Source organism: Burkholderia sp. AU45388 (assembly GCF_030481585.1).
Classification (GTDB): Bacteria; Pseudomonadota; Gammaproteobacteria; order Burkholderiales; family Burkholderiaceae; genus Burkholderia; species Burkholderia sola.
Map to the genome: position 1 here is coordinate 570027 of NZ_JAUJPV010000002.1, position 19001 is coordinate 589027.

Here is a 19001-nt window from a genome sequence, read left to right on the forward strand (position 1 = left end):
ATACGGTCTCTTCTAAGCTGGGTACGTGTCGAACAGCCGAGACGGCTTCCGTCCGCGCCATGACCTTCATTCATCCCTTTCCAGCGTTCGATGTCCCCGGCCGCCGGTTGCGTGCCGGCGCATCCCCCAACGCCGTGCCGTTCCCGGCGCCGCGCCCGCGCCTGCAATTGCCCGTCACGCTGACGGCCGACTCCGCCGCGACCGCGCCCGCCCCGCTTGCCGCGTTGCTTCATTCTCCGCTCGGCGTGCATGTCGTCGGCGCGCGCGCCGTGCGCAACATGATTCACGTGCACTTCGACATCGCGCCGGAAGATCTGGATTTCACGCTGCACACGCTGATCGCGCAGCAAGTCGACGCGGTGATCGGGCCGGTCGCCCGCCCGTTGCGGGTTTTGCCCACCGCCCGTTGAGCCGGGAACGGCGATTGCTCGGCTAATCCGCCGCCGATTCGCCGGCCGCCGTGCTGTCCGCCGGCCGGTGACGGTGGACGTTTGTGCGCTGCGTCGAACGCGGCGCTACCCCTGAACAGGGAGGGCCTATGTACCTTACGGAAGAAGTGCGTATCGCGCGCCCGGCTGCCCGTCGCGCGCATACCGCGGCGTTGCCATCGGGCAGGCAGCTTGCCCGGCAGTTGATGGTGACGGTTCGCGCGGCTGACGTGCTGCTGCGCCAGGCGATTCGGGTGCCTGATCGCCATCAGTGGTCGGTCGACGCCGAACGCGTCGATGCGGCCGGCGGGCCGCTCGCCGCGTGGGATTCCCACGTGACGTTTCGCATCGTCAAAGTATTCGCGCCGGCGTTCGATACGGACGCGTGCGCGACCGACCCCGATCAAGTGGCGGTCGAGATCCGATTGTTTCTTCCCGAACAGGCTTACGTCGCCGAGCGGCGGATCGGCGTCTTCGGCCGGCGGCACGGCCACCGGTTCAGCGCGACGCTGTCGGTCACGGCCGGCTCCCAGTGGGGCGGCCGGCGCAGCGAGCACGTTTCGCCCGCGGAGCGCCACGTGCACGGCGACACGCTGGAAGCGCTCGTCGATACGGTGGCGGCCATCGTCAATGCGGCGTTGCTCGCGGCCGGGCATGGCACGACCGGCCATCGGTGACGCCGCGGCGAGCGAGCGCCGGCCGGCTCACGCGTCGCCGGTCTGCCCGGTCTGCCGCTGCAGGTCTTCCATCAATTGTTCCGCGAGGAAGTCGCACGGCGGCCGTTTCGACTTCGTGCTGCGTGCGAGGATCAGCTCGAGCGGCGGCAGGTCGGGCAGCCCGTGCGAGCGGCCGAGCATCGACAGTTGCGCGGGGATCGCGCAACGGGCGAGCGGCGCGACCGCGAGGCCGGCTTCGACCATGCTGAGCAGGCCGAGCAGGCTCGGGCTTTCATACGACGTGCGGTACGGCACTTTCGCGCGTTCGAGGCTGCGGATCGCGTTCTCGCGGGCGACGCTGCCGGGCATGAACACCGCGATCGGCAGCGGCCGTTCCTCCCACACGCGCGGCCCGTTCGTCATCGCGGCCCACGCCATCGGCTCGTGGCGGATGAAGTCGCCGGTGAGCCCCTTGATGCGCGTCCCGCACACGAGATCGACGGTGCCCTCCTTGATCAGCGGCGCGAGCGCGCTGCTCGGCAGCCCCATTACCTGAATCTCGACCTTCGGGTAGGTCGCGGAGAATTTCTTCAGCACCGACGGCAGCAGCGACGACGCATAGTCGTCCGGCACGCCGATCACCACCTTGCCGGTCACTTCCGGCCGCACCACGGCCGCCCATGCCTCGTCGCGCAGCGCCAGCATTCGCCGGGCGAATCCCAGCAGCACCTCGCCCTCGCGCGTCAGCACGATGCTGCGCGGCTTGCGCACGAACAGCGGCCGGCCGATCGCGTCTTCCAGGCTCTTGATCTGCATGCTCACGGCCGACTGCGAGCGGTTCACGGCCTCGGCCGCGCGGGTCATGTTGCCGGTTTCCGCGACGGCGACGACGGTGGCCAGCACGTCGTGATCGAGCATCTTCATGGGTATCAGGAAAACTGAACGTAACGATCAGCATTATGCGTTTTTATTGTTGCTGTGTGTCTGCCATAGTGCAATCGCGCTGGCGTTTCGCGCGAGCGGGACGCGGCGGTCGGGCCGGATGATCCGGCCGGCAGGACTGAACAGGGAAGCGTGGTGAATCGATGATGGACCATCCGTTGCGCGCCGCACTGGCCGCGGAATTGCATGCCCGGCCGTTCCTGCGGCTCGCCGAAGCCGTGTCGCTCACGCATTACGCGATCTATGCGGACGGGCAGCCCGACCTCCACGAAACGCTGCTGCATGCGCTGTGCCGCGATACCGGCATCGACGCGCCGCACGAAGGCGCGACGCACTATGCGGTGCAGTCGCCGTGCGGCTGGCATCTGAAGTGGGAGCGCCACACCGAATTCTCGACCTTCACGTTCGTCGCGCCGCGTCGCGACACCGGTTATTTCGACGATCTCGCGATCGACGGCATTCCGGCCGCGTGGTTCGCGCGGCTGGCCGGCATCCGTTTCGTCGCGGTGCGGATGGAATTGCTGTCGGGCGACGCCGCGCGGCGCGTGTGCGGCGACCTGCGGCGCTGGATCGACGGGCCCGCGCTCGTCGGCAGCTGCGTGCTCGGCGGCGGCAAGGTGTTCTGCGACTGGCACGTGCGCGACGACGGTTTCATGCGTTTTCTCGTCGTCGACGAGGATTTCCGCGAGGAGCAGGGCGGCCGGCTGTTGCAGCGCCTGTATGAAATCGAAACGTACCGGATGATGGCGCTGCTTGCGCTGCCCGTCGCGCGCCGGATGAGCCGCGAGCTCGACGAGATCCACGCGGCGCTGCATGCGTTGATGCAGCGGATGGACGCGAGCGGCGCCGATGGCGACGACACGGCGCTGCTCGTCAAGCTTACGCATCTCGCGGTGCGGGTCGAATCGTTGTCGGGTGCGGGCGCGCGCTTCAGCGCGTCGCGCGCGTACGAAAAGCTCGTGCTGGCCCGCATCCATGAGTTGCGCGAGGAGCGTATCGAAGGGATGCCGACGATCGCCGAATTCATGGAGCGGCGCTTCGCGCCGGCGATGGAAACCTGCCGCAGCGTGTGGGCGCGTCACGAGCAGATCGCCGCGCGGATCGCGCGCGCGGTCGACCTGCTGCGCACCCGCGTGAATCTCGCGCAGGAAAAGGACGTGACGCGCCTGCTGGCCGGCATGGAGCGCACCGCGCGCAACCAGCTTCATTTGCAGCACGCGGTCGAAGGGCTGTCGGTGGCCGCCATTTCTTACTACGTGCTGTCGCTCGCGACGGCGGCGTTCAAGGCGCTGCACGTGATGAACCTGCCGGTCGATCCCGAATTGGCGGAAGGGCTGCTGATCGCGCCGGTCGTGTTCGCGGTGATCCACATCACGCGGCGCACGCGTGCACAGCTCGCGCGGTCCGAGGCCGCGCATGACGGCGCGCCCGTGCCTGCGGCGGCGTTGAAGCAGGCTGGCTAGAACATCGACGACATATCAAGGCAAAGGAGTGGAGATGACTTTTTCGCAGAAGCAAACGGGTTTTGATAGCGGCTTCGATGCCACGTTCGACGAACCGGCCGCGGACGACGCGGGTACGCCGGAAGAAGCACGCGTGAGCTCGTATCGGGCCGTGCTGCAGGAACCGATGACCTCGCTCGTCGGCAATACGATCGATCGGCCGGAGGTCGCGGCCGTGGCGATCCTCGGGTACAACTGACGCGCGTATCGTTCGCGTCGTTTCGACGTCCCGTCGGCGTTTCGTTCGACTGAAACGCCGGACGTCCGCGCGGGACGGTTCGTCTTCCGTTCCGCGCGACTGCGTTCAGCCGGCCGCCTTTCTGCGTGTTGCACGCGCCCTGCCTTCCCCCTTCGAATTTTCCGCCCCCTGCGCGAGCGCCAGCTCGACGAACGCACGCGCGGCCGCGCTTCGGTACGCGCCCTTGCGCTGCAGCAGCACGGCCGTGCGCCGCAGCACGGCCGGATCGAGCGCGACCGCGACGAGATCGTCGTGCCCTGCCGCGATCGTTGCCGGCAGCAGCGTCGCGAGAGTCGTGCGGCGCACGATTTCGATCACCGCACCGAGCGAATTCGCTTCCATCAGCACGCGCGGCTGCACGCCGTGCGCGCGGAAATAGCGGTCGATCTGCGTGCGCGTCGCGAACTCCGCGGTGAGCAGCACGAGCGGCGCGTCGTGCAGCGCGTGCAGCCCGGCCTTGCGTTTGCCGGCGAGCGCGTGCCCGCGGTTCACGACGAGCGCGAGCGTTTCGACCAGCAGCGTTTGCGCATCGATATCCGCCGCCTGCACCTCGTCGAATGCAATGCCGACATCGAGCTCGCCGTCGCCGAGCAGCGCTTCCATGCGGTCCTGCGACATCTCGCGTATCGATAGCGACACGTCCGGGTAGCGGCCGTGAAAGGCCTCGACGAGCGGCCCGACGAGATAGCTCGTGAAGGTCGGCGTGACCGCGACGCGCAGCGAGCCGCGGCTCAGATCCTGCACGTCGTGAATGGCCCGCCGGCCCTCGGCGAGATCGTGCAGCGCCTGCCGCGCATGGCGGAAATACACGTCGCCGGCATCGGTCAGCCGCGTGACGCGCCCGGTGCGGTCGAACAACTGCGCGCCGAGCGTGTCCTCGAGCTGGCGGATCTGCTGCGACAGCGCGGGCTGCGACACGTGCAGCGCGGCGGCCGCGCGCGTGAAGCTGCGGTGTTCGGCGACGGCCAGGAAATAGTGGATGTGGCGCAGCAGCATGGCGGCTCCTATAAGTCGTGCTTATCCATCGGATCATAAATCAGTCTTTTACGTTATCGGAAGCCGGGCGTAACCTGTCCTTCATCGATTCCACCGGCACCGGAGAACACGCGATGAAGGACATCATCGAAGGCTTCCTGAAGTTCCAGCGCGACGCGTATCCGGCGCGCGCCGCGCTGTTTCGCGATCTCGCGCGCAGCCAGCACCCGCGGGCGCTGTTCATCTCGTGTTCGGACAGCCGGCTCGTGCCCGAGCTCGTCACGCAGCGCGAACCGGGCGACCTGTTCGTGATCCGCAACGCGGGCAACATCGTGCCGTCGTACGGCCCGGAGCCGGGCGGCGTGTCGGCGTCGGTCGAATATGCGGTTGCCGCGCTGCGCGTGACCGACGTCGTGATCTGCGGGCATTCCGATTGCGGCGCGATGACCGCGATCGCGACCTGCCAGTGCATGGATCACATGCCGGCCGTCGGCCACTGGCTGCGCTATGCCGATTCGGCGCGGGTCGTGAACGAGGCGCGCTCGCATCGCAGCGAACGCGAACGGATCGATTCGATGGTGCGCGAGAACGTCGTCGCGCAACTGGCCAACCTGAAGACGCACCCTGCCGTGCGGCTCGCGCTCGAGGAAGGGCGTCTCGCGCTGCACGGCTGGGTCTACGACATCGAATCGGGCTGCATCGACGCCTACGACGGCGCGAGCGGCCGGTTCGTGCCCCTCGCGGACCATCCCGGCGTCCGTGCCACCCCCGCGACGCAGCCCGTCGCGGCCTGAATCGCCCCCGCTCCCACTCCACTACGAGGAATTGCCATGATCCAGTCCCAGCACAGTCAGACGGCGCGTCACGCGCTGGCGGAAACCGTCGTCCTCGCGAAGGCGCGCAAGGACCTGTCGTTCGCGCAGCTCACCGAAGGCACGGGCCTGAGCGAAGCGTTCGTCACGGCCGCGCTGCTCGGCCAGCATGCGTTGCCGGCCGACGCGGCGCGCGTCGTCGCCGACAAGCTCGGCCTCGACGACGACGCGGTGCTGCTGCTGCAATCGATTCCGCTGCGCGGCAGCATCGACGATCGCGTGCCGACCGACCCGACCATCTACCGTTTCTACGAAATCCTGCAGGTGTATGGCACGACGCTGAAGGCGCTCGTGCACGAGAAGTTCGGCGACGGCATCATCAGCGCGATCAATTTCCGGCTCGACGTGAAGAAGGTCGACGATCCGGAAGGCGGTTCGCGCGCGGTGATCACGCTCGACGGCAAGTACCTGCCGACCAAGCCGTTCTGACGCTGGCGCGGCGCCGCTACGACGGTGCCGCGCCGTATCGCCCGACGTGTGCCGCCCGGCGCACGTTCCCGCCAAGCCGTTTCAACGAGGACACACCCATGGATTTTGTGAAGCGCACGATCGATCTCGCGATGAAGAACGTGGAAGAGGGCGGCCGCCCGTTCGCGACGGTGATCGTCCGCGACGGCGAGATTGTCGCCGAGAGCCCGAATCTCGTCGCGCAAACCAGCGACCCGACCGCGCACGCGGAGATTCTCGCGGTGCGCGACGCGTGCCGCAAGCTCGGTACCGAGCACCTGACCGACTGCGAGATCTACATCCTCGCGAGCCCGTGCCCGATGTGCCTCGGCTCGCTGTACTACTGCAGCCCGAAGCGCGTGATCTACATCACGACGCGCGAGGATTACGCGCCGTTCTATCGCGACGACCGCAAGTACTTCGAGCTCGATACGTTTTATGCGGAATACACGAAGCCGATCGGGGAGCGCCGGTTGCCGATGGTGCAGCAGAAGCACGATGGCGCGATCGACGTGTACCGGCGCTGGAAGGAATTGAACGCGAAGTGACGCGATGCGTGCGACGGTGGCGCGGTTCAGCGCGGGGCATGACGATCGGCGCGGTCGTCGCGGCCTGGCGGCGGCGGTCGCTCGCGGTGGCGTGAGCGCATGACGACGCGCTATAGTCGTGCGACGCCCGCCGCGGCCCCGCACGCCCGGCGCTCTTCTCACGTACGCGTTCGCCTCCATGACAGCCCATCCCGACGTCACCCTGCATCTGACCGACACGGAGCAGCCGGCCGCCCGAGACTTCATCAGCCGCAAGCTCGGCGAATTCAACCATGCGATGACGGGGCGCGCCGACACGGCCGCGCTCGACGTCTACGTGACCGATCCCGCGACCGGCGAGGTAGTGGGCGGCCTCACCGGCCGCACGTCGCTCGGCCTGTTCTTCATCGATCTGTTCTATCTGCCCGAATCGCTGCGCGGCGGCGGCTTCGGCAGCCGGTTACTGTGCGAGGCCGAAGCGGAAGCGAAGCGGCGCGGGTGCGCGCGTGCGGTGCTGTACACGATCTCGTTCCAGGCGCCGGACTTCTATCGGAAGCAGGGTTACGAGACGTTCGGCGAAGTGCCGTGCGAGCCGGAAGGCGCGGCGCGCGTGTTCATGGTCAAGGTGCTTTGAGCGGCAACGGGCGGCTTCGCGGCATCTCGTGACACGCCGGTTGCCGCGCATCGCGCACGGATCACCGCCCGGGCGCCGCCCGCTCGACGATCATGTCGTACAGCGCCCGCGCGGCCGGCGACAGTTGTGCGTTGCGGCGCATGACGAGCACGAGCGTGCGCGACACCGACGGCTCGACGAGCTCGATCGTGCGGATCATCGGATACGCATTCTTCTGGATCGCGAGCTTCGGGACGACGGCCGCGCCGAGCCCTTCGGCGACGAGCCCGAGCGCCGTCGAACTGCGCTGCACCTCGTAGAACGAATGCAGCGATACGCCGCTCGTCTTCAGCGCCCCTTCGAGCAGCCCGCGATTGCCGCTCACTTCGCCGGCGAAGATCAGCGGATGCGGCTGCAGCGCCACCCAGCGGATGCGCCGCCGCTTCGCGAGCGGATGATCGTCGCGACACACGAGCACGTAAGGATCGTGCGTGAGCGGCACGCTGACGAGTTCCGGGTGCTGGTCGCCGGCGATGCTGATGCCGAATTCGGCCTCGCGCCGCAGCACGGCCTGCAGCACCGACGCCGACGCGTGATCGAGAATCTTCACGCGATCGTGCGGCCGGTGCCCGGAGAACGCGCGCAGGATGCGCGGCAGGTACTGCACGCCGACCGTCGGCACGCACGCGATCGTGACGTCGCCGCGCTGGCTCAGGCCCGTCTCCCGGATTTCGGTCAGCGCGTCGGACAGTTCGTTCAGCAGCCGGCGCGCTTGCGGCAGGAAACGCCGGCCGATCTCGGTCAGCGTAGTGCGGCGCGTCGTGCGTTCGACCAGCGCGACGCCGAGATATGCTTCGAGCTTGCGCAACCGCTGCGTGATTGCCGTTTGCGTGACGTGCAGCGTATCGGCCGCCTGCCGGAAGCTGCCGCCATCGGCGATCGCGACGAAAGCCTGGACACCGAGCGTATCGATCTTCATCAGAATTTGCTCCGAGAGACCCCGCCATTGATGGGGGGAAGGAAAGGAGTGCTGTTGACAGGTAGCCTCTTCCGCGGGTCAGATCACCTGCATGCTTTTCGACCGGCGAGAAGCTGCCCAATGACCAGTTCGGTCGACGCGCGGCGGAGAAGCTGGCGAAAGCGCAAGCGGCATATCGCGAAGCTGCACGCCAAGGTCGCGAATGCGCGTGTGCATCGCCAGGTGTTGGACTCGTCCGCCTTTAGGCCGAGGACGACGTCAACAGAATTTTGAATCAATCACGATATTAAATTCATTTTACTTAAGGTCGGGCGCGGTCGCAGAATGCGCTGCATCGGCGGCCTGCGGCATTCCCCTGCGCGGATGCGCGGCGGCCGCCCATGCCGACAAGGAGCCCTATCGTGACGACCTCGCTCGATCAATATGCGAACCAGTACGTGCAGTTCGAGGACGAACGCACGCGCCCGGTGCGCGACCTGCTGGCCGCCGTGCCGAACACGCCGATCCGCACCGCGATCGATATCGGCTGCGGGCCCGGCAATTCGACGGAAGCGCTGATCGCTCGCGCACCGGATGCGACGATCCACGGGATCGATGCGTCGGCGGACATGGTCGCGGCCGCGCGCAAGCGCCTCCCGGCGCTGCGTTTCGACCTTGCCGACGTTACGACCTGGGACGACCCGGGCGGCTATGACCTGATCCTGTCGAATGCGGTGCTGCAATGGGTGCCCGCGCACGACACGCTATTCCCGATGCTCGTCGGCCGGCTCGCGCCGGGCGGCCATCTCGCGGTGCAGATGCCCGACAATCTCGACGAACCGGCGCATCGGCTGATGCGCGAAGTTGCCGCGGCCGGCCCGTGGGCCGACAAGCTGAAAGCCGCGGCGCGCACCGAGCGGTTCGATGCGCGCTACTACCATGCGCTGCTCGCGCCGCTGTGCGCGCGCGTGGACGTGTGGCGCACGACCTATTACCACCCGCTGCGCGGCGGCGCGGACGCGGTGGTCGAATGGTTCAAGGGCAGCGCGCTGCGGCCGTTTCTCGCGGCGCTCGACGCGTCCGAGCAGCGCGCGTTCGTCGCGCACTATCGCGATGCGCTGGCCGGGCCGAACGGCTATCCGGTGCAGGACGACGGCGCGGTGCTGCTGCCGTTTCCGCGCCTGTTCATCGTGGCGACGCGCAAGTAACGCGGCATCGATACGGCATTGACGCGCCGAATGGCGACGCGTCAGCGCACCGGCCGCACCGATGCCGGGTCGACCGTGCGGCTTCGCGCGGTCTGGCCGTCGCGCAGGTCCTTGTACCAGAACAGGGCGACTTCCCCGGCGTTTTCGCCATCGGCGTACAGGAAGCGGTCGTGGCCGCCGAGCGCGAAGCCCGCGCGCATACGCCGAGCAGGCGGCGACGTTGTTCGCCTGGGTTTCGAGCCGCATGAAGCCGAACCCTTGGCTGCGCGCCCACGCTTGCGCGGCCGCCAGCAGGAGCCGCCCGATGCCCTGGCGCCGGCAGTGGCGGTCGACGGCCAGCTCCGCGATCTCGGCCATGCCGTTCCAGCTTTCCTCGATCGCGACGAACCCGGCGAGCCGCTCGCCGGCCGTCGCGCGAAACAGCGCCGTTCGCCCCGGCGCTTCGCTCGCCCAGCGGGCCGGATCGAAGCCGTAGTCCTTGCGCCGCGCCGGCAGCGCGCGAAGATCGAGCAAGTCCTGATACGGCGCATTCAATTCCCACGCGATGTCGAACGAGAAATCGCATGCGTTCAGCTCATCGGCGGCAAGCGCGCGCGTCGGCTCGATGCTGATGTGTTCGGCTCGGTCCATGGGTGGGTGTCCTGTCTTCGGCGGAGTGGCGTGGTGGTGTTCGCGATGCGATCGTCGGCGCGTCGAATCGCGTGCTTGTCGTTGCTTCGTTTACCGCACTGGGACGCAGACGCAGCGAGCGGCTCGGGTCAGCGCGGGATGGCCGGCGGTGCGCCGCCGTCGTGCGATCCGTCGGCAGCGCGCGCGGCGGCGGCCGCTCCCCACGCGGCGAGTTCGCGTTTCGTGCGCACGCCGAGCTTCGCGAATGCGCGCTTCACGTACGACTCGGCCGACGCGACGCGCACGCCGAGAATGTCGGCGGTTTCCGGCACGGTCTTGCCCGAGAGCAGATGCTTGCAGGTTTCGTATTCGCGTTTCGACAGCTTCACGCCGTCGGCCGCGAGACGCGCATCGAATTGCGCGAGCGGATGGAGATCCGGCGTCGCATGCGCGATGCGCCGCGCGGCGGTGGTCGACGCATGCAGTTCGAGCAGCGGAAACAGCATGTCGCTGATGCTGCGGAAGCGGTTCATCTCGGCGAGCGTGAACGGCGGCCGGTCGCGGCCGCGCTCCAGGGCGATCGAATGCTGCGAATAGCGGGTGCCGCGTGCGAGCACGCATTCATGCCCGATATGCACGTCGTCGAACAGCCGCTGGCGGAATTCGCCGGGCGGGATCGCCGCGATGTCGCGCACGACGAGCATCGTGCCCGTCTTGCCGCGCAGCCCCGCGAACAGCGGGTCGCTGTCGAGAAAGCGCTCGTAGTAGAGCGTCATCACGTCGGAGATTTCGGTGGACGCGGCGCCGATGCCGCTGCTGCCGATCCATTCGCAACGATAGCCGGTGGGCATCGTGCCATCGACGCGCGAGCGTTCGACGTGTGCGACGTCGAGCGGCACGACGTCGTTCAGCAGTTGCGTGAGGCGCGGCACGAAGTGCGGCGTGCCGACCGTCTCGATCAGCTCGCCCAATGCCTTGAACGACAGGTTGACGCGATCGTCGTCGCGGTGGATGGAGTTCACGTTGAGCAGCATGCGGTTCCCAAGGGCCTGTTCCGCCCATGACGCGCGTTCCGTTGATACGAAAAAAGCATCTGCCCGGCTCGCGATCGGGAGGGCATGCCGGCAGGCGTCCTGTCGAGCCGTTCGCCCCGTAAAACGTCGCGTGTCATTCCGAAGAGGGCATATCGGGGCAGTGTAAACGAGTCGCGGCCTTTTTCAATCGACCGACAAGCGATGCCGATGAACAACGTGATCAGGCGCATCCTGCCGCCGGGCGCACGCTTGGGTGAATCGAAGACACGCGACTTCGGAGGGACGAGAGCGATTGGCGCGCGGCCGAAGGCGAGCGCGGCAATTGAATCGGCTGCGGCCAGGAAGGCAAGGGAGGGTTGGTAGCGTTTCCGGAGTCGACCGAATCGGCGGCGTGGCGCGCCAAGCGGGGCAACGTCGGCGCACCGTCGGCGTCGATACCGATACAGGTGCGCTCGACTACGCCGCCAGGTCATCCTGGCGATCTCGCGCGTGACGGGTGTCGGCGGTTGTGACGCCGACCGGGGCAGCGGTCAAGCAGCGCGGCACAGGTGTGCCGCCCTTGTGCGTCTACGCGTCGATACGTTCCACCTTGCCGACGAGCAACCCGTACGACAGGCTGCCGGCGAGCGCCATCGCGGCGATGTAGGTGATCGCACGCGAGAAGTCCGCGCCGTCGACCAGCAGCCCGATCACGATCGGCGTCGCGATCGCGGAGAGGTTGCCGATCAGGTTGAACACGCCGCCCGTGAGGCCGAGGAGTCGCGCGGGCGCGAGCCCCGACACGAGCGACCACGTGATCGACGCGAAGCCGTTGCCGAAGAATGCGAGCGTCATGAACGCGATCACCCAGCCGGTGGAGCTCACGTAGTTCGCGCCGATGATGCAGGTCGAGATCAGGAGCCCCGAGATGATCGGCAATTTGCGCGCGAAGCCTTGCGATGCGCCGCGCCGCATCAGCCAGTCCGACAGCACGCCCGAGCAGAGCACGCCGACGAACGCGGCGAGGAACGGCAGCGACGCGAGGAAGCCCGACTTGATGAAATCCATCCCGCGATACTTGACGAGGTAGGTCGGGAACCACGTGAGGAAGAACCACAGCGTCGAATTCAGCGCGAACTGGCCGAGGTAGATGCCCCACAGCTTGCGCCGGCCGAGCACGACGCCGAGGTCGCGCCACGTCGACGGCGCGCGTTCGCCGCGCGCCGCGATGCGGTCCTCGAGATCGACGAGCCCGCCGCCGTCGCGAATCAGCGCGATTTCGGCCGCATTGACGCCGCGCAACGCGCGCGGCTCGCGATACACCGCATACCAGATCGCGGCCCATGCGATGCCGGCGAGGCCGGTCGCGACGAACACCATGTGCCAGCCGAGACGCGCTTGCAGCCACGCGAGCACCGGCGTGAGGAACGCGAGGCCGACGAATTGCCCGGACGTGTAGCCGCCGATCGCGCTCGCGCGTTCGCGGGTCGGGAACCACGTCGTCACCACGCGGTTGTTGATCGGGTAGGCCGGCGCTTCCAGCGCGCCGACCGCGAGGCGCAGCACGATCAGCCCGACGAACGAGCCGGCGAAACCGAGCAGCAGCGTCGCGGCCGACCACAGCGCGAGCGCCACCGCATACAGCACGCGCGGCGACACCTTGTCGACGAGCCAGCCGCCCGGAATCTGCATCAGCGCATAGGTCCAGCCGAACGCGGAGAACACGAGGCCCGCGCGAACCGGATCGATGTTCAGCGCCTTGAACAGCTCGGGCGCCGCGATCGACAGGTTGCTGCGGTCGAGGTAGTTGATCACGACCGTGACGAACAGCAGCGCGAGGATCAGCAGCCGCTTGCGGCTCGGCGGCGTGGCCGGGGCCGTGGTTGCGGTTGCGCGAGTGGCGGATATGGATTCGGATGAGGCGCCGGCATGCGCGGATGGCCGCTCCGGCGGGTTGGCATGGGTGCTTGACGCGGATTGGGCCACGGTCGTCTCCTGTGTTCTATGCGCCGGCCGGCGCTCGCGAACGAGACGGCCGAATCGAATGGCATTGGGGCGAACGTTAGAGCCGTGGCGTGGCGCGCGTCAACATCTGGGCAGGCATCCCTATTAATGGGACGCATGGCGCTCAGTATGTGGGAACGAGATCCGGCAGGCATGTGCCGGCGTCGTGGCGAAGGAGCGTGCGTCTGCAGCCGGTCAGCCGTGCGTGCCGTCGTCGCGATAGCCGTTCTTGCCGACGAAGATCTCCTGCAGCGCGGCGCGCAGCGTGACCGGATCGTACTGGCCGGTCGCGAGATGGATCACGTAACGCGTCTGGCCGTCGAGGCGCGCGGCGACGCCGGGCTCGATCTCGACGTCGATCGTATCGTCGGTCAGCCGCACCGACAGATCCTTGACGCGCAGGTTGAGCTGGTCGCGCACCATCACTTCGATCAGCGTGTCGTCCGGAAAGCGCGACAGCGCGAAGCAATAGTCCTGCTCCGCATCGTGACAGTAGATGTTGGCGAAGCTTTCGTCGTCGTCGAGATCGGACGTGGCCGCGCCGACGGTAGCGTGAAGTTCCATGAACCTGATTCCTGCGTGATGGTTATCGGGGGGAATGCATGGCGGCTTCGGTTGCAACACCGGCGTCGGCGTCGGGCGTTGCATCGGCCCGTGCGTCGCGCGCCTTCAGCCACAACCCGAATTCGCGCATCACGTCGACCACCGGCCGCAGTCGGTCGCCGTCGGCGGTGAGATCGTACTCGACGCGCACCGGCACTTCCGGGTAGACGGTGCGCCGCACGAGCCCCGCGTCTTCCAGCGCACGCAGGTCGAGCGTCAGCATCCGCTGCGAGATGCCCGGCATGTCGCGCCGCAGGTCGCTGAAGCGGCGCGGCCCGTCGAGCAGATACGACACCAGCAGCAGCCGCCAGCGGCCGCCGAGCAGGCGCATCGCTTCTTCAACGGAACATCCTGTCGCACTCGTTTTCATCGTGCCGAATCCTGGTCGGTAAATTTTTTGTGACTACGGCACAAACGACTGCCGTCTTCCCGGCGCCGCGCCAATGCGAGATATTAGCGCCCGCGTCGCGGCGAATCGATACATGGACAACCCACGAAGGAAACGCATGAAGCTCTATCACGCTCCCGGCAGCTGTTCGCAGGCGATCTGCATCGTACTGCGCGAAGGCGGATTCGACGCCGAGATCGTCAAGGTCGACGCGCGCAAGCATGTCGTCGACGGCGGCCGCGATTACTACGACGTGACCGAACTCGGCTACGTGCCGCTGCTCGAACTCGACGACGGCACGATGCTGCGCGAAGGGCCGGTGATCGCCCAGTATCTCGCGGACCAGCGCCCGGAGGCCGCGCTCGCGCCCGCTTACGGCACGCTCGCGCGCTACCGGCTGATGGAATGGCTGAACTTTCTCGGCACCGAGATCCACAAGGGCTTCATCCCGCTGCTGTATGCGGTGCAGGCGGGGAAGTACGTCGAGCCTGTCCGGCAGAAGCTCGACGGCCGCTTCGCGTGGATCGACCGCCAGCTCGACGGCAGGACGTTCGTCACCGGCGACACGTTTACGGTCGCCGATGCGTACCTGTTCGCGCTGACCGGCTGGGGCAAGGCCGACTGGATGCGTTCCGTGTACAACGCGGATATCGACCTGAGCCGGCATGCGCATCTGCGTGCGTGGTACGAGCGGGTGCGCGAGCGGCCGGCGGTGCAGCAGGTGTTGCAGGCGGATGCACGGCCGGCCGCGACCTGACGCATTCAGCGCGTCAGCGTCAACGCCAGATACGCCGCATACCCCGCGCCGTTCGCGAACAGCGCCCAGATCGCGAGCCCGCGCGTGCGCGCGTTGACGCGCAGCCAGACCGCCGCCGCGAGCGTGATGATCACGCCGGTCAGCACCTCGGGGCGCGGCTCCCACGGTGTCAGCATGACGCCGATCGCGGGCAGCAGCGTGCCCTGGAACACCATCGCGCCGGTGATGTTGCCGAACGCGAGCGTGTCCTTCCCGCGGCGGATCCACAGCACGCTGTTGACCTTCTCCGGCAGTTCCGTCGCGATCGGCACGATGATCAGCGACAGCAGCAGCGCCGACACGCCGAGCACGTGCGACACGCCTTCGACGCCGTGAATGAAGCCCTTCGCGCCGCCGACCAGCAGCGCGACGCCGATCAGCAGTTGCAGCACGATCGTCGCCAGGTTGGTCGGCAGGCCGACGCGCGACAGGAACATCGCGTGCGGCGCCTCGGTGCCGTGCCCGGCATCGACGAGCCCTGTCGACGCGCGGAACGTCATCACGACGTACATCACGTAGAGACCGACCAGCATCGCGGCGAGCAGCGCGCGCACGGCCCAGTTGTGATGCGGGACGAACATCGCGACGGTCGCCAGCGAGAACGCGGCGAGGAAGGTGTTCACGTCGCGCACGAAGCCCGTGCGTTCGGGCGCGATCGTGCCGCGCAGCCCGCGCGAGCGCATCACGGCGAGCGTCATCAGGAACGTGGTGAGTGTCGCGAGCATCAGCGGCGCGCCGAGAATCGCGCCGACGCCGATTTCCTCGTTCACGGCCTGGTTCGACGTGCCGCCGGCCAGCGCGAGCAGCGGCACCATCGTTTCGGGCAGCGCGGTGCCGACCGCCGCGAACAGCGAGCTGGTCACGCCCTCGGAAATCTTCAGGCGTTCGCCGAGATGTTCGAGCGCGTTGGTGAAGACTTCGGCGGCGACGAGGATCACGATCAGCATGAACGCCAGTTCGACGAACATGAAGGTCATGCGGCACCTCCGCGGGCAGCGATGGCGTGGGGCAGGTGAGCAGGGAAGAACATGGGGACTCCGTGGTCGGACGCTGACGAACCATGACACATCCGCCGCCGTCCGACCAGGAACGACGCGATGTGCCGGTGGTCTCGCCAGGCCGATCAGGCTGAACGCGCCACGGCCGCAGGCCGAGTGTGTTGACACGTTCGCTTTCCGGGGACGGAAAGCAGGCTACTCCCCAAAGACGAAAAGCAGTCTAGCCGAGCGGTTTTTGTTCGACAAGCCTGCGTCCCGAAAAATATACCCCTCCATCCTATAGGGGCAGCATTTCGGAGATATACTCCCCTCCCCTATACAGGAGTCATCGATGAGTCATACCGTCCGCGAGAAACAGAAGCTGCTGAACCGCGTGCGCCGTATCAAGGGACAGGTCGAAGCGGTCGAGCGCGCGCTGGAGGAAGAGCGCGGCTGCAACGACGTGCTGCAACGGATCACGAGCTGCCGCGGCGCGATGAACGGGCTGCTGGCCGTCGTGCTGGAAGACCACATCCGGTCCCATCTCGTCGATGCCGATACACCCGACGCACACGAGGGCAGCGCGACCGAGCAGCTCATTGACGTCGTGCACAGCTATTTCAGGTAACCGGGCAGGAACATGAACGAATTCGACCGCACGCCGGCCGGCGGTGTGCACGGCCACGCGTTTCTGGGCGCCGCACATGCGCGGAACGAGCGGAAGACGTGGATGGTCATCGGCCTGTGCACGGCGATGATGATCGCCGAGATCGTTGGCGGCACGCTGTTCGGCTCGCTCGCGCTGGTCGCCGACGGGCTGCACATGTCGACGCACGCGGGCGCGATGCTGATCGCGGCGCTGGCCTATACCTATGCGCGCCGGCACGCCGACGATCCGCGCTTCGTGTTCGGCACCGGCAAGCTCGGCGACCTGGCCGGCTTCACGAGCGCGATCGTGCTCGCGATGATGGCGCTGCTGATCGGCTACGAGGCGATCGCGCGCCTGCTGGCGCCGGTGCCGATCCACTTCGAGGAAGCGATTCCGATCGCCGTGCTGGGGCTTGCCGTGAACCTCGCCAGCGTGTGGCTGCTGAGCGGCGATCACCATCACGGGCATGGCCATCATCATGCGCACGACCACGACCACGATCATGATCACGACGGCGCACACCACGATCACGGTTCGCACTCGGCCGCGCATCGCGACCACAACATCCGCTCGGCTTACGTTCACGTGATCGCCGACGCGGCCGTGTCGGTGCTGGCGATCGTCGGCCTGTTGCTCGCGCGCGCGTTCGGCTGGGTCTGGATGGACCCGCTCGCGGGCATCGTCGGCGCGCTGGTGATCGCCAACTGGGCGTACGGACTGATGCGCGATACGGGCGGAATCCTGCTCGACGTCAACGTCGACCGCAAGCTGACGGACAACGTGCGCCGTGCGATCGAGGCGCTCGGCGACACGGTCAACGACCTTCATGTATGGCGCGTGGGGCCCGGGCACATGAGCGCGATCGTGTCGGTCGAATCGGGCGATGCCGCGCGTGACGCGCGTTTCTACCATGCGCTGCTCGCGCGCTTCGACGGCATGTCGCACGTGACGGTCGAAGTGATGACGCCTGCGAAGGCGGCCTGATCGTGGCCGTGAAATCGCCGTGTATCGAGCTGTGCACGTTCGACGGCCGCACGGGCTTGTGTGTTGGCTGCCTGCGCACGCGCGACGAGGCGCGCGGCTGGAAGAAGCTGACCGATCATCGCCGGCACCAGATTCTGAACGACCGTACGCGCCGGCAGGCGAAGCTGCGGCGCGACGCGGCGCAATAGCAAGCATGCACACGTTCCCGCAGCCCGCGATCAGGGTCGCGGGCGTGCGGTAGCATCACAGGCATTCGGCATCACGATTCCTGAATCGGGAGCGATCCATGCAGACCGACGCGTCGACCGGCATTCTTCGGCAGATTCCGCGCAGCGTGTGGGTACTCGGCTGTGTCAGCCTGCTGATGGACGTGTCGTCCGAAATCATCCACAGCCTGTTGCCGATGTTCCTGATGGCCGGCCTTGGCGCGAGCGCGACGACGATCGGCCTGATCGAAGGGATCGCCGAGGCGACGTCGCCGGTCGTCAAGGTGTTCTCCGGCACGCTGAGCGACTACCTGCGCAATCGAAAATGGCTCGCGGTCGCCGGCTATGCGCTCGGCGCGCTCAGCAAGCCGCTGTTCGCGATCGCGCCGACGATCGGCGTCGTGGTGACCGCGCGGATCGTCGACCGCGTCGGCAAGGGGATTCGCGGCGCGCCGCGCGATGCGCTCGTCGCCGACGTCACGCCCGTTCACCTGCGCGGCGCCGCTTACGGGTTGCGCCAGTCGCTCGACACGGTGGGCGCGTTCCTCGGGCCGCTGCTGGCCGTCGTCATCATGCTGGTGTGGCGCGACGATTTCCGCCTCGCGTTCTGGCTGGCCGTGATCCCGGGTGTGCTGGCCGTGGCGCTGCTCGCGTTCGGCATCGACGAACCGGCGCGCGCGCCGGGCGAGAAGCGCGTGAATCCGATCCGCCGCGCGGTCGTCGCGCAACTCGGCGCCCGCTACTGGTGGGTCGTCGCCGTCGGCGGCGTGTTCGCGCTGGCGCGTTTCAGCGAGGCGTTCCTGGTGTTGCGCGCGATGGGCAGCGGCGTGCCCGTCGCGCTCGTGCCGCTCGTGATGGTCGCGATGAACGTCGTGTACGCGTTGTCCGCTTACCCGTTCGGCAAGCTCGCCGATACGACGGGCCACACGAAACTCATGGTGGTCGGGCTCGTGCTGCTGATCGCCGCCGATATCGTGCTGGCGCACGGCGCGCACTGGCCGACCGTGCTCGTCGGCGTCGCGCTGTGGGGGCTCCATATGGGGATGACGCAAGGGCTGCTCGCGACGATGGTCGCGCAGGCCGCGCCGGCCGAACTGAGGGGCACGGCGTTCGGCGTGTTCAACCTGGTCAGCAGCATCGTGACGCTCGTATCGAGCGTCGTCGCGGGCGTGCTGTGGGATCGGGCGGGCGCCGCGGCCACGTTCTACGCGGGGGCCGTATTCAGCGCGGCGACCATCGTGCTGCTCGTGTGCGTTCGCCCGTCTTTCGACGCCGGGCGGGATCGTTAGCGCCGAATGCGCGCGGCGGATGGTCTGGCTATCGGTGCGCGCGAGAAACGCATGTTCTCGAACATCCGCTGCAGCCGTTTGCAGTCCTCGATGTTCGATTCGATCAGCGCTTCGTAT

22 protein-coding genes, 2 pseudogenes and 1 riboswitch are annotated in these 19001 nt (G+C 67.5%); of the genes and pseudogenes, 15 read left to right on the forward strand and 9 right to left on the reverse strand.

What is annotated here, in order from left to right; genetic code table 11:
* Positions 1-59 precede the first annotated feature (59 nt).
* Together QZM72_RS35595 and QZM72_RS06485 are read left to right on the forward strand one after the other, a co-directional pair.
* Positions 60-410, forward strand: a complete 351-nt coding sequence (locus QZM72_RS35595; RefSeq protein ID WP_367620026.1) for a hypothetical protein — start codon at positions 60-62, stop codon at positions 408-410.
* Between the two features lie 128 nt (positions 411-538).
* Positions 539-1105 carry a hypothetical protein gene (locus QZM72_RS06485; RefSeq protein ID WP_301737563.1) on the forward strand — a complete coding sequence of 189 codons (567 nt, stop codon included), beginning with the start codon at positions 539-541 and terminating at the stop codon, positions 1103-1105.
* 27 nt (positions 1106-1132) lie between these two features.
* Here the strand turns inward: QZM72_RS06485 and QZM72_RS06490 are convergent, their stop codons facing one another.
* Positions 1133-2008 (reverse strand): LysR family transcriptional regulator, encoded by an 876-nt coding sequence (locus QZM72_RS06490; RefSeq protein ID WP_027782171.1) that lies wholly within the window; start codon positions 2006-2008, stop codon positions 1133-1135.
* Positions 2009-2169: 161 nt separating this feature from the next.
* Here QZM72_RS06490 and QZM72_RS06495 point away from each other — a divergent pair, with 161 nt between their 5' ends.
* Both QZM72_RS06495 and QZM72_RS06500 read left to right on the forward strand, forming a co-directional pair.
* On the forward strand, positions 2170-3489 hold the full coding sequence (locus QZM72_RS06495; protein ID WP_301737564.1) for a DUF3422 family protein: 1320 nt from the start codon (positions 2170-2172) through the stop codon (positions 3487-3489).
* Between the two features lie 34 nt (positions 3490-3523).
* Positions 3524-3727, forward strand: a complete 204-nt coding sequence (locus tag QZM72_RS06500; RefSeq protein ID WP_301737565.1) for a hypothetical protein — start codon at positions 3524-3526, stop codon at positions 3725-3727.
* Between the two features lie 105 nt (positions 3728-3832).
* Here QZM72_RS06500 and cynR read toward each other — a convergent pair whose 3' ends face one another.
* Positions 3833-4762 (reverse strand): transcriptional regulator CynR, encoded by a 930-nt coding sequence (cynR, locus tag QZM72_RS06505; RefSeq protein WP_089468985.1) that lies wholly within the window; start codon positions 4760-4762, stop codon positions 3833-3835.
* Between the two features lie 113 nt (positions 4763-4875).
* On the opposite strand from cynR, the gene QZM72_RS06510 reads away from it, so the two are divergent.
* The 4 genes from QZM72_RS06510 to QZM72_RS06525 all read left to right on the forward strand — a co-directional run bounded on the left by QZM72_RS06510 (position 4876) and on the right by QZM72_RS06525 (position 7221).
* A complete protein-coding gene (locus tag QZM72_RS06510) occupies positions 4876-5535 on the forward strand; it encodes a carbonic anhydrase (RefSeq protein WP_301737566.1) in 660 nt (219 codons plus the stop codon).
* A gap of 36 nt (positions 5536-5571) precedes the next feature.
* Positions 5572-6042 carry a cyanase gene (gene cynS / locus QZM72_RS06515; RefSeq protein WP_089468987.1) on the forward strand — a complete coding sequence of 157 codons (471 nt, stop codon included), beginning with the start codon at positions 5572-5574 and terminating at the stop codon, positions 6040-6042.
* 98 nt (positions 6043-6140) lie between these two features.
* The gene (locus tag QZM72_RS06520) at positions 6141-6608 is read left to right on the forward strand and encodes a nucleoside deaminase (protein WP_301737567.1); all 468 of its coding nucleotides are present in this window, start codon (positions 6141-6143) and stop codon (positions 6606-6608) included.
* A gap of 178 nt (positions 6609-6786) precedes the next feature.
* The gene (locus QZM72_RS06525; protein ID WP_301737568.1) at positions 6787-7221 is read left to right on the forward strand and encodes an N-acetyltransferase; all 435 of its coding nucleotides are present in this window, start codon (positions 6787-6789) and stop codon (positions 7219-7221) included.
* A gap of 61 nt (positions 7222-7282) precedes the next feature.
* Here QZM72_RS06525 and QZM72_RS06530 read toward each other — a convergent pair whose 3' ends face one another.
* Positions 7283-8179, reverse strand: coding sequence for a LysR family transcriptional regulator (locus tag QZM72_RS06530; protein WP_089468990.1), 897 nt, complete (start codon positions 8177-8179; stop codon positions 7283-7285).
* A gap of 98 nt (positions 8180-8277) precedes the next feature.
* On the opposite strand from QZM72_RS06530, the pseudogene QZM72_RS06535 reads away from it, so the two are divergent.
* Positions 8278-8389, forward strand: a pseudogene (locus QZM72_RS06535) (RNA-guided endonuclease TnpB family protein); the annotation flags it as partial.
* A 191-nt stretch (positions 8390-8580) separates the two neighbouring features.
* The gene (tam, locus tag QZM72_RS06540) at positions 8581-9366 is read left to right on the forward strand and encodes a trans-aconitate 2-methyltransferase (protein ID WP_301737569.1); all 786 of its coding nucleotides are present in this window, start codon (positions 8581-8583) and stop codon (positions 9364-9366) included.
* A 41-nt stretch (positions 9367-9407) separates the two neighbouring features.
* On the opposite strand, the pseudogene QZM72_RS35600 reads toward tam, so the two are convergent.
* The 5 genes and pseudogenes from QZM72_RS35600 to QZM72_RS06570 all read right to left on the reverse strand — a co-directional run bounded on the left by QZM72_RS35600 (position 9408) and on the right by QZM72_RS06570 (position 13965).
* Positions 9408-9996 (reverse strand): annotated as a pseudogene (locus QZM72_RS35600) (GNAT family N-acetyltransferase).
* A 128-nt stretch (positions 9997-10124) separates the two neighbouring features.
* Positions 10125-11009: a helix-turn-helix transcriptional regulator gene (locus QZM72_RS06555; protein WP_301737571.1), complete on the reverse strand. Its 885-nt coding sequence runs from the start codon at positions 11007-11009 to the stop codon at positions 10125-10127.
* 567 nt (positions 11010-11576) lie between these two features.
* Complete coding sequence (locus QZM72_RS06560; RefSeq protein ID WP_301737572.1) at positions 11577-12974, reverse strand: MFS transporter; 1398 nt, start codon at positions 12972-12974, stop codon at positions 11577-11579.
* A gap of 213 nt (positions 12975-13187) precedes the next feature.
* Positions 13188-13556: a hypothetical protein gene (locus QZM72_RS06565; protein WP_301737574.1), complete on the reverse strand. Its 369-nt coding sequence runs from the start codon at positions 13554-13556 to the stop codon at positions 13188-13190.
* A 22-nt stretch (positions 13557-13578) separates the two neighbouring features.
* Positions 13579-13965 (reverse strand): helix-turn-helix domain-containing protein, encoded by a 387-nt coding sequence (locus QZM72_RS06570; protein WP_089468996.1) that lies wholly within the window; start codon positions 13963-13965, stop codon positions 13579-13581.
* A 136-nt stretch (positions 13966-14101) separates the two neighbouring features.
* Here QZM72_RS06570 and QZM72_RS06575 point away from each other — a divergent pair, with 136 nt between their 5' ends.
* Positions 14102-14740 carry a glutathione S-transferase C-terminal domain-containing protein gene (locus QZM72_RS06575; RefSeq protein ID WP_301737575.1) on the forward strand — a complete coding sequence of 213 codons (639 nt, stop codon included), beginning with the start codon at positions 14102-14104 and terminating at the stop codon, positions 14738-14740.
* Between the two features lie 5 nt (positions 14741-14745).
* Here QZM72_RS06575 and QZM72_RS06580 read toward each other — a convergent pair whose 3' ends face one another.
* Entirely contained in the window at positions 14746-15756 is a 1011-nt protein-coding gene (locus QZM72_RS06580) for a sodium:calcium antiporter (protein WP_301737576.1), read from the reverse strand.
* A 69-nt stretch (positions 15757-15825) separates the two neighbouring features.
* Positions 15826-15993: riboswitch (yybP-ykoY riboswitch) on the reverse strand.
* 115 nt (positions 15994-16108) lie between these two features.
* Between QZM72_RS06580 and QZM72_RS06585 the strand changes: the two genes are divergently transcribed.
* The 4 genes from QZM72_RS06585 to QZM72_RS06600 all read left to right on the forward strand — a co-directional run bounded on the left by QZM72_RS06585 (position 16109) and on the right by QZM72_RS06600 (position 18884).
* Positions 16109-16384, forward strand: a complete 276-nt coding sequence (locus QZM72_RS06585; RefSeq protein ID WP_301737577.1) for a metal/formaldehyde-sensitive transcriptional repressor — start codon at positions 16109-16111, stop codon at positions 16382-16384.
* 12 nt (positions 16385-16396) lie between these two features.
* Positions 16397-17389: a CDF family Co(II)/Ni(II) efflux transporter DmeF gene (gene dmeF, locus QZM72_RS06590; protein WP_301737578.1), complete on the forward strand. Its 993-nt coding sequence runs from the start codon at positions 16397-16399 to the stop codon at positions 17387-17389.
* Positions 17390-17391: 2 nt separating this feature from the next.
* Entirely contained in the window at positions 17392-17577 is a 186-nt protein-coding gene (locus tag QZM72_RS06595) for a DUF1289 domain-containing protein (protein ID WP_089469001.1), read from the forward strand.
* Between the two features lie 98 nt (positions 17578-17675).
* Complete coding sequence (locus tag QZM72_RS06600; RefSeq protein WP_301737579.1) at positions 17676-18884, forward strand: MFS transporter; 1209 nt, start codon at positions 17676-17678, stop codon at positions 18882-18884.
* The last annotated feature ends 117 nt before the right edge of the window (positions 18885-19001 follow it).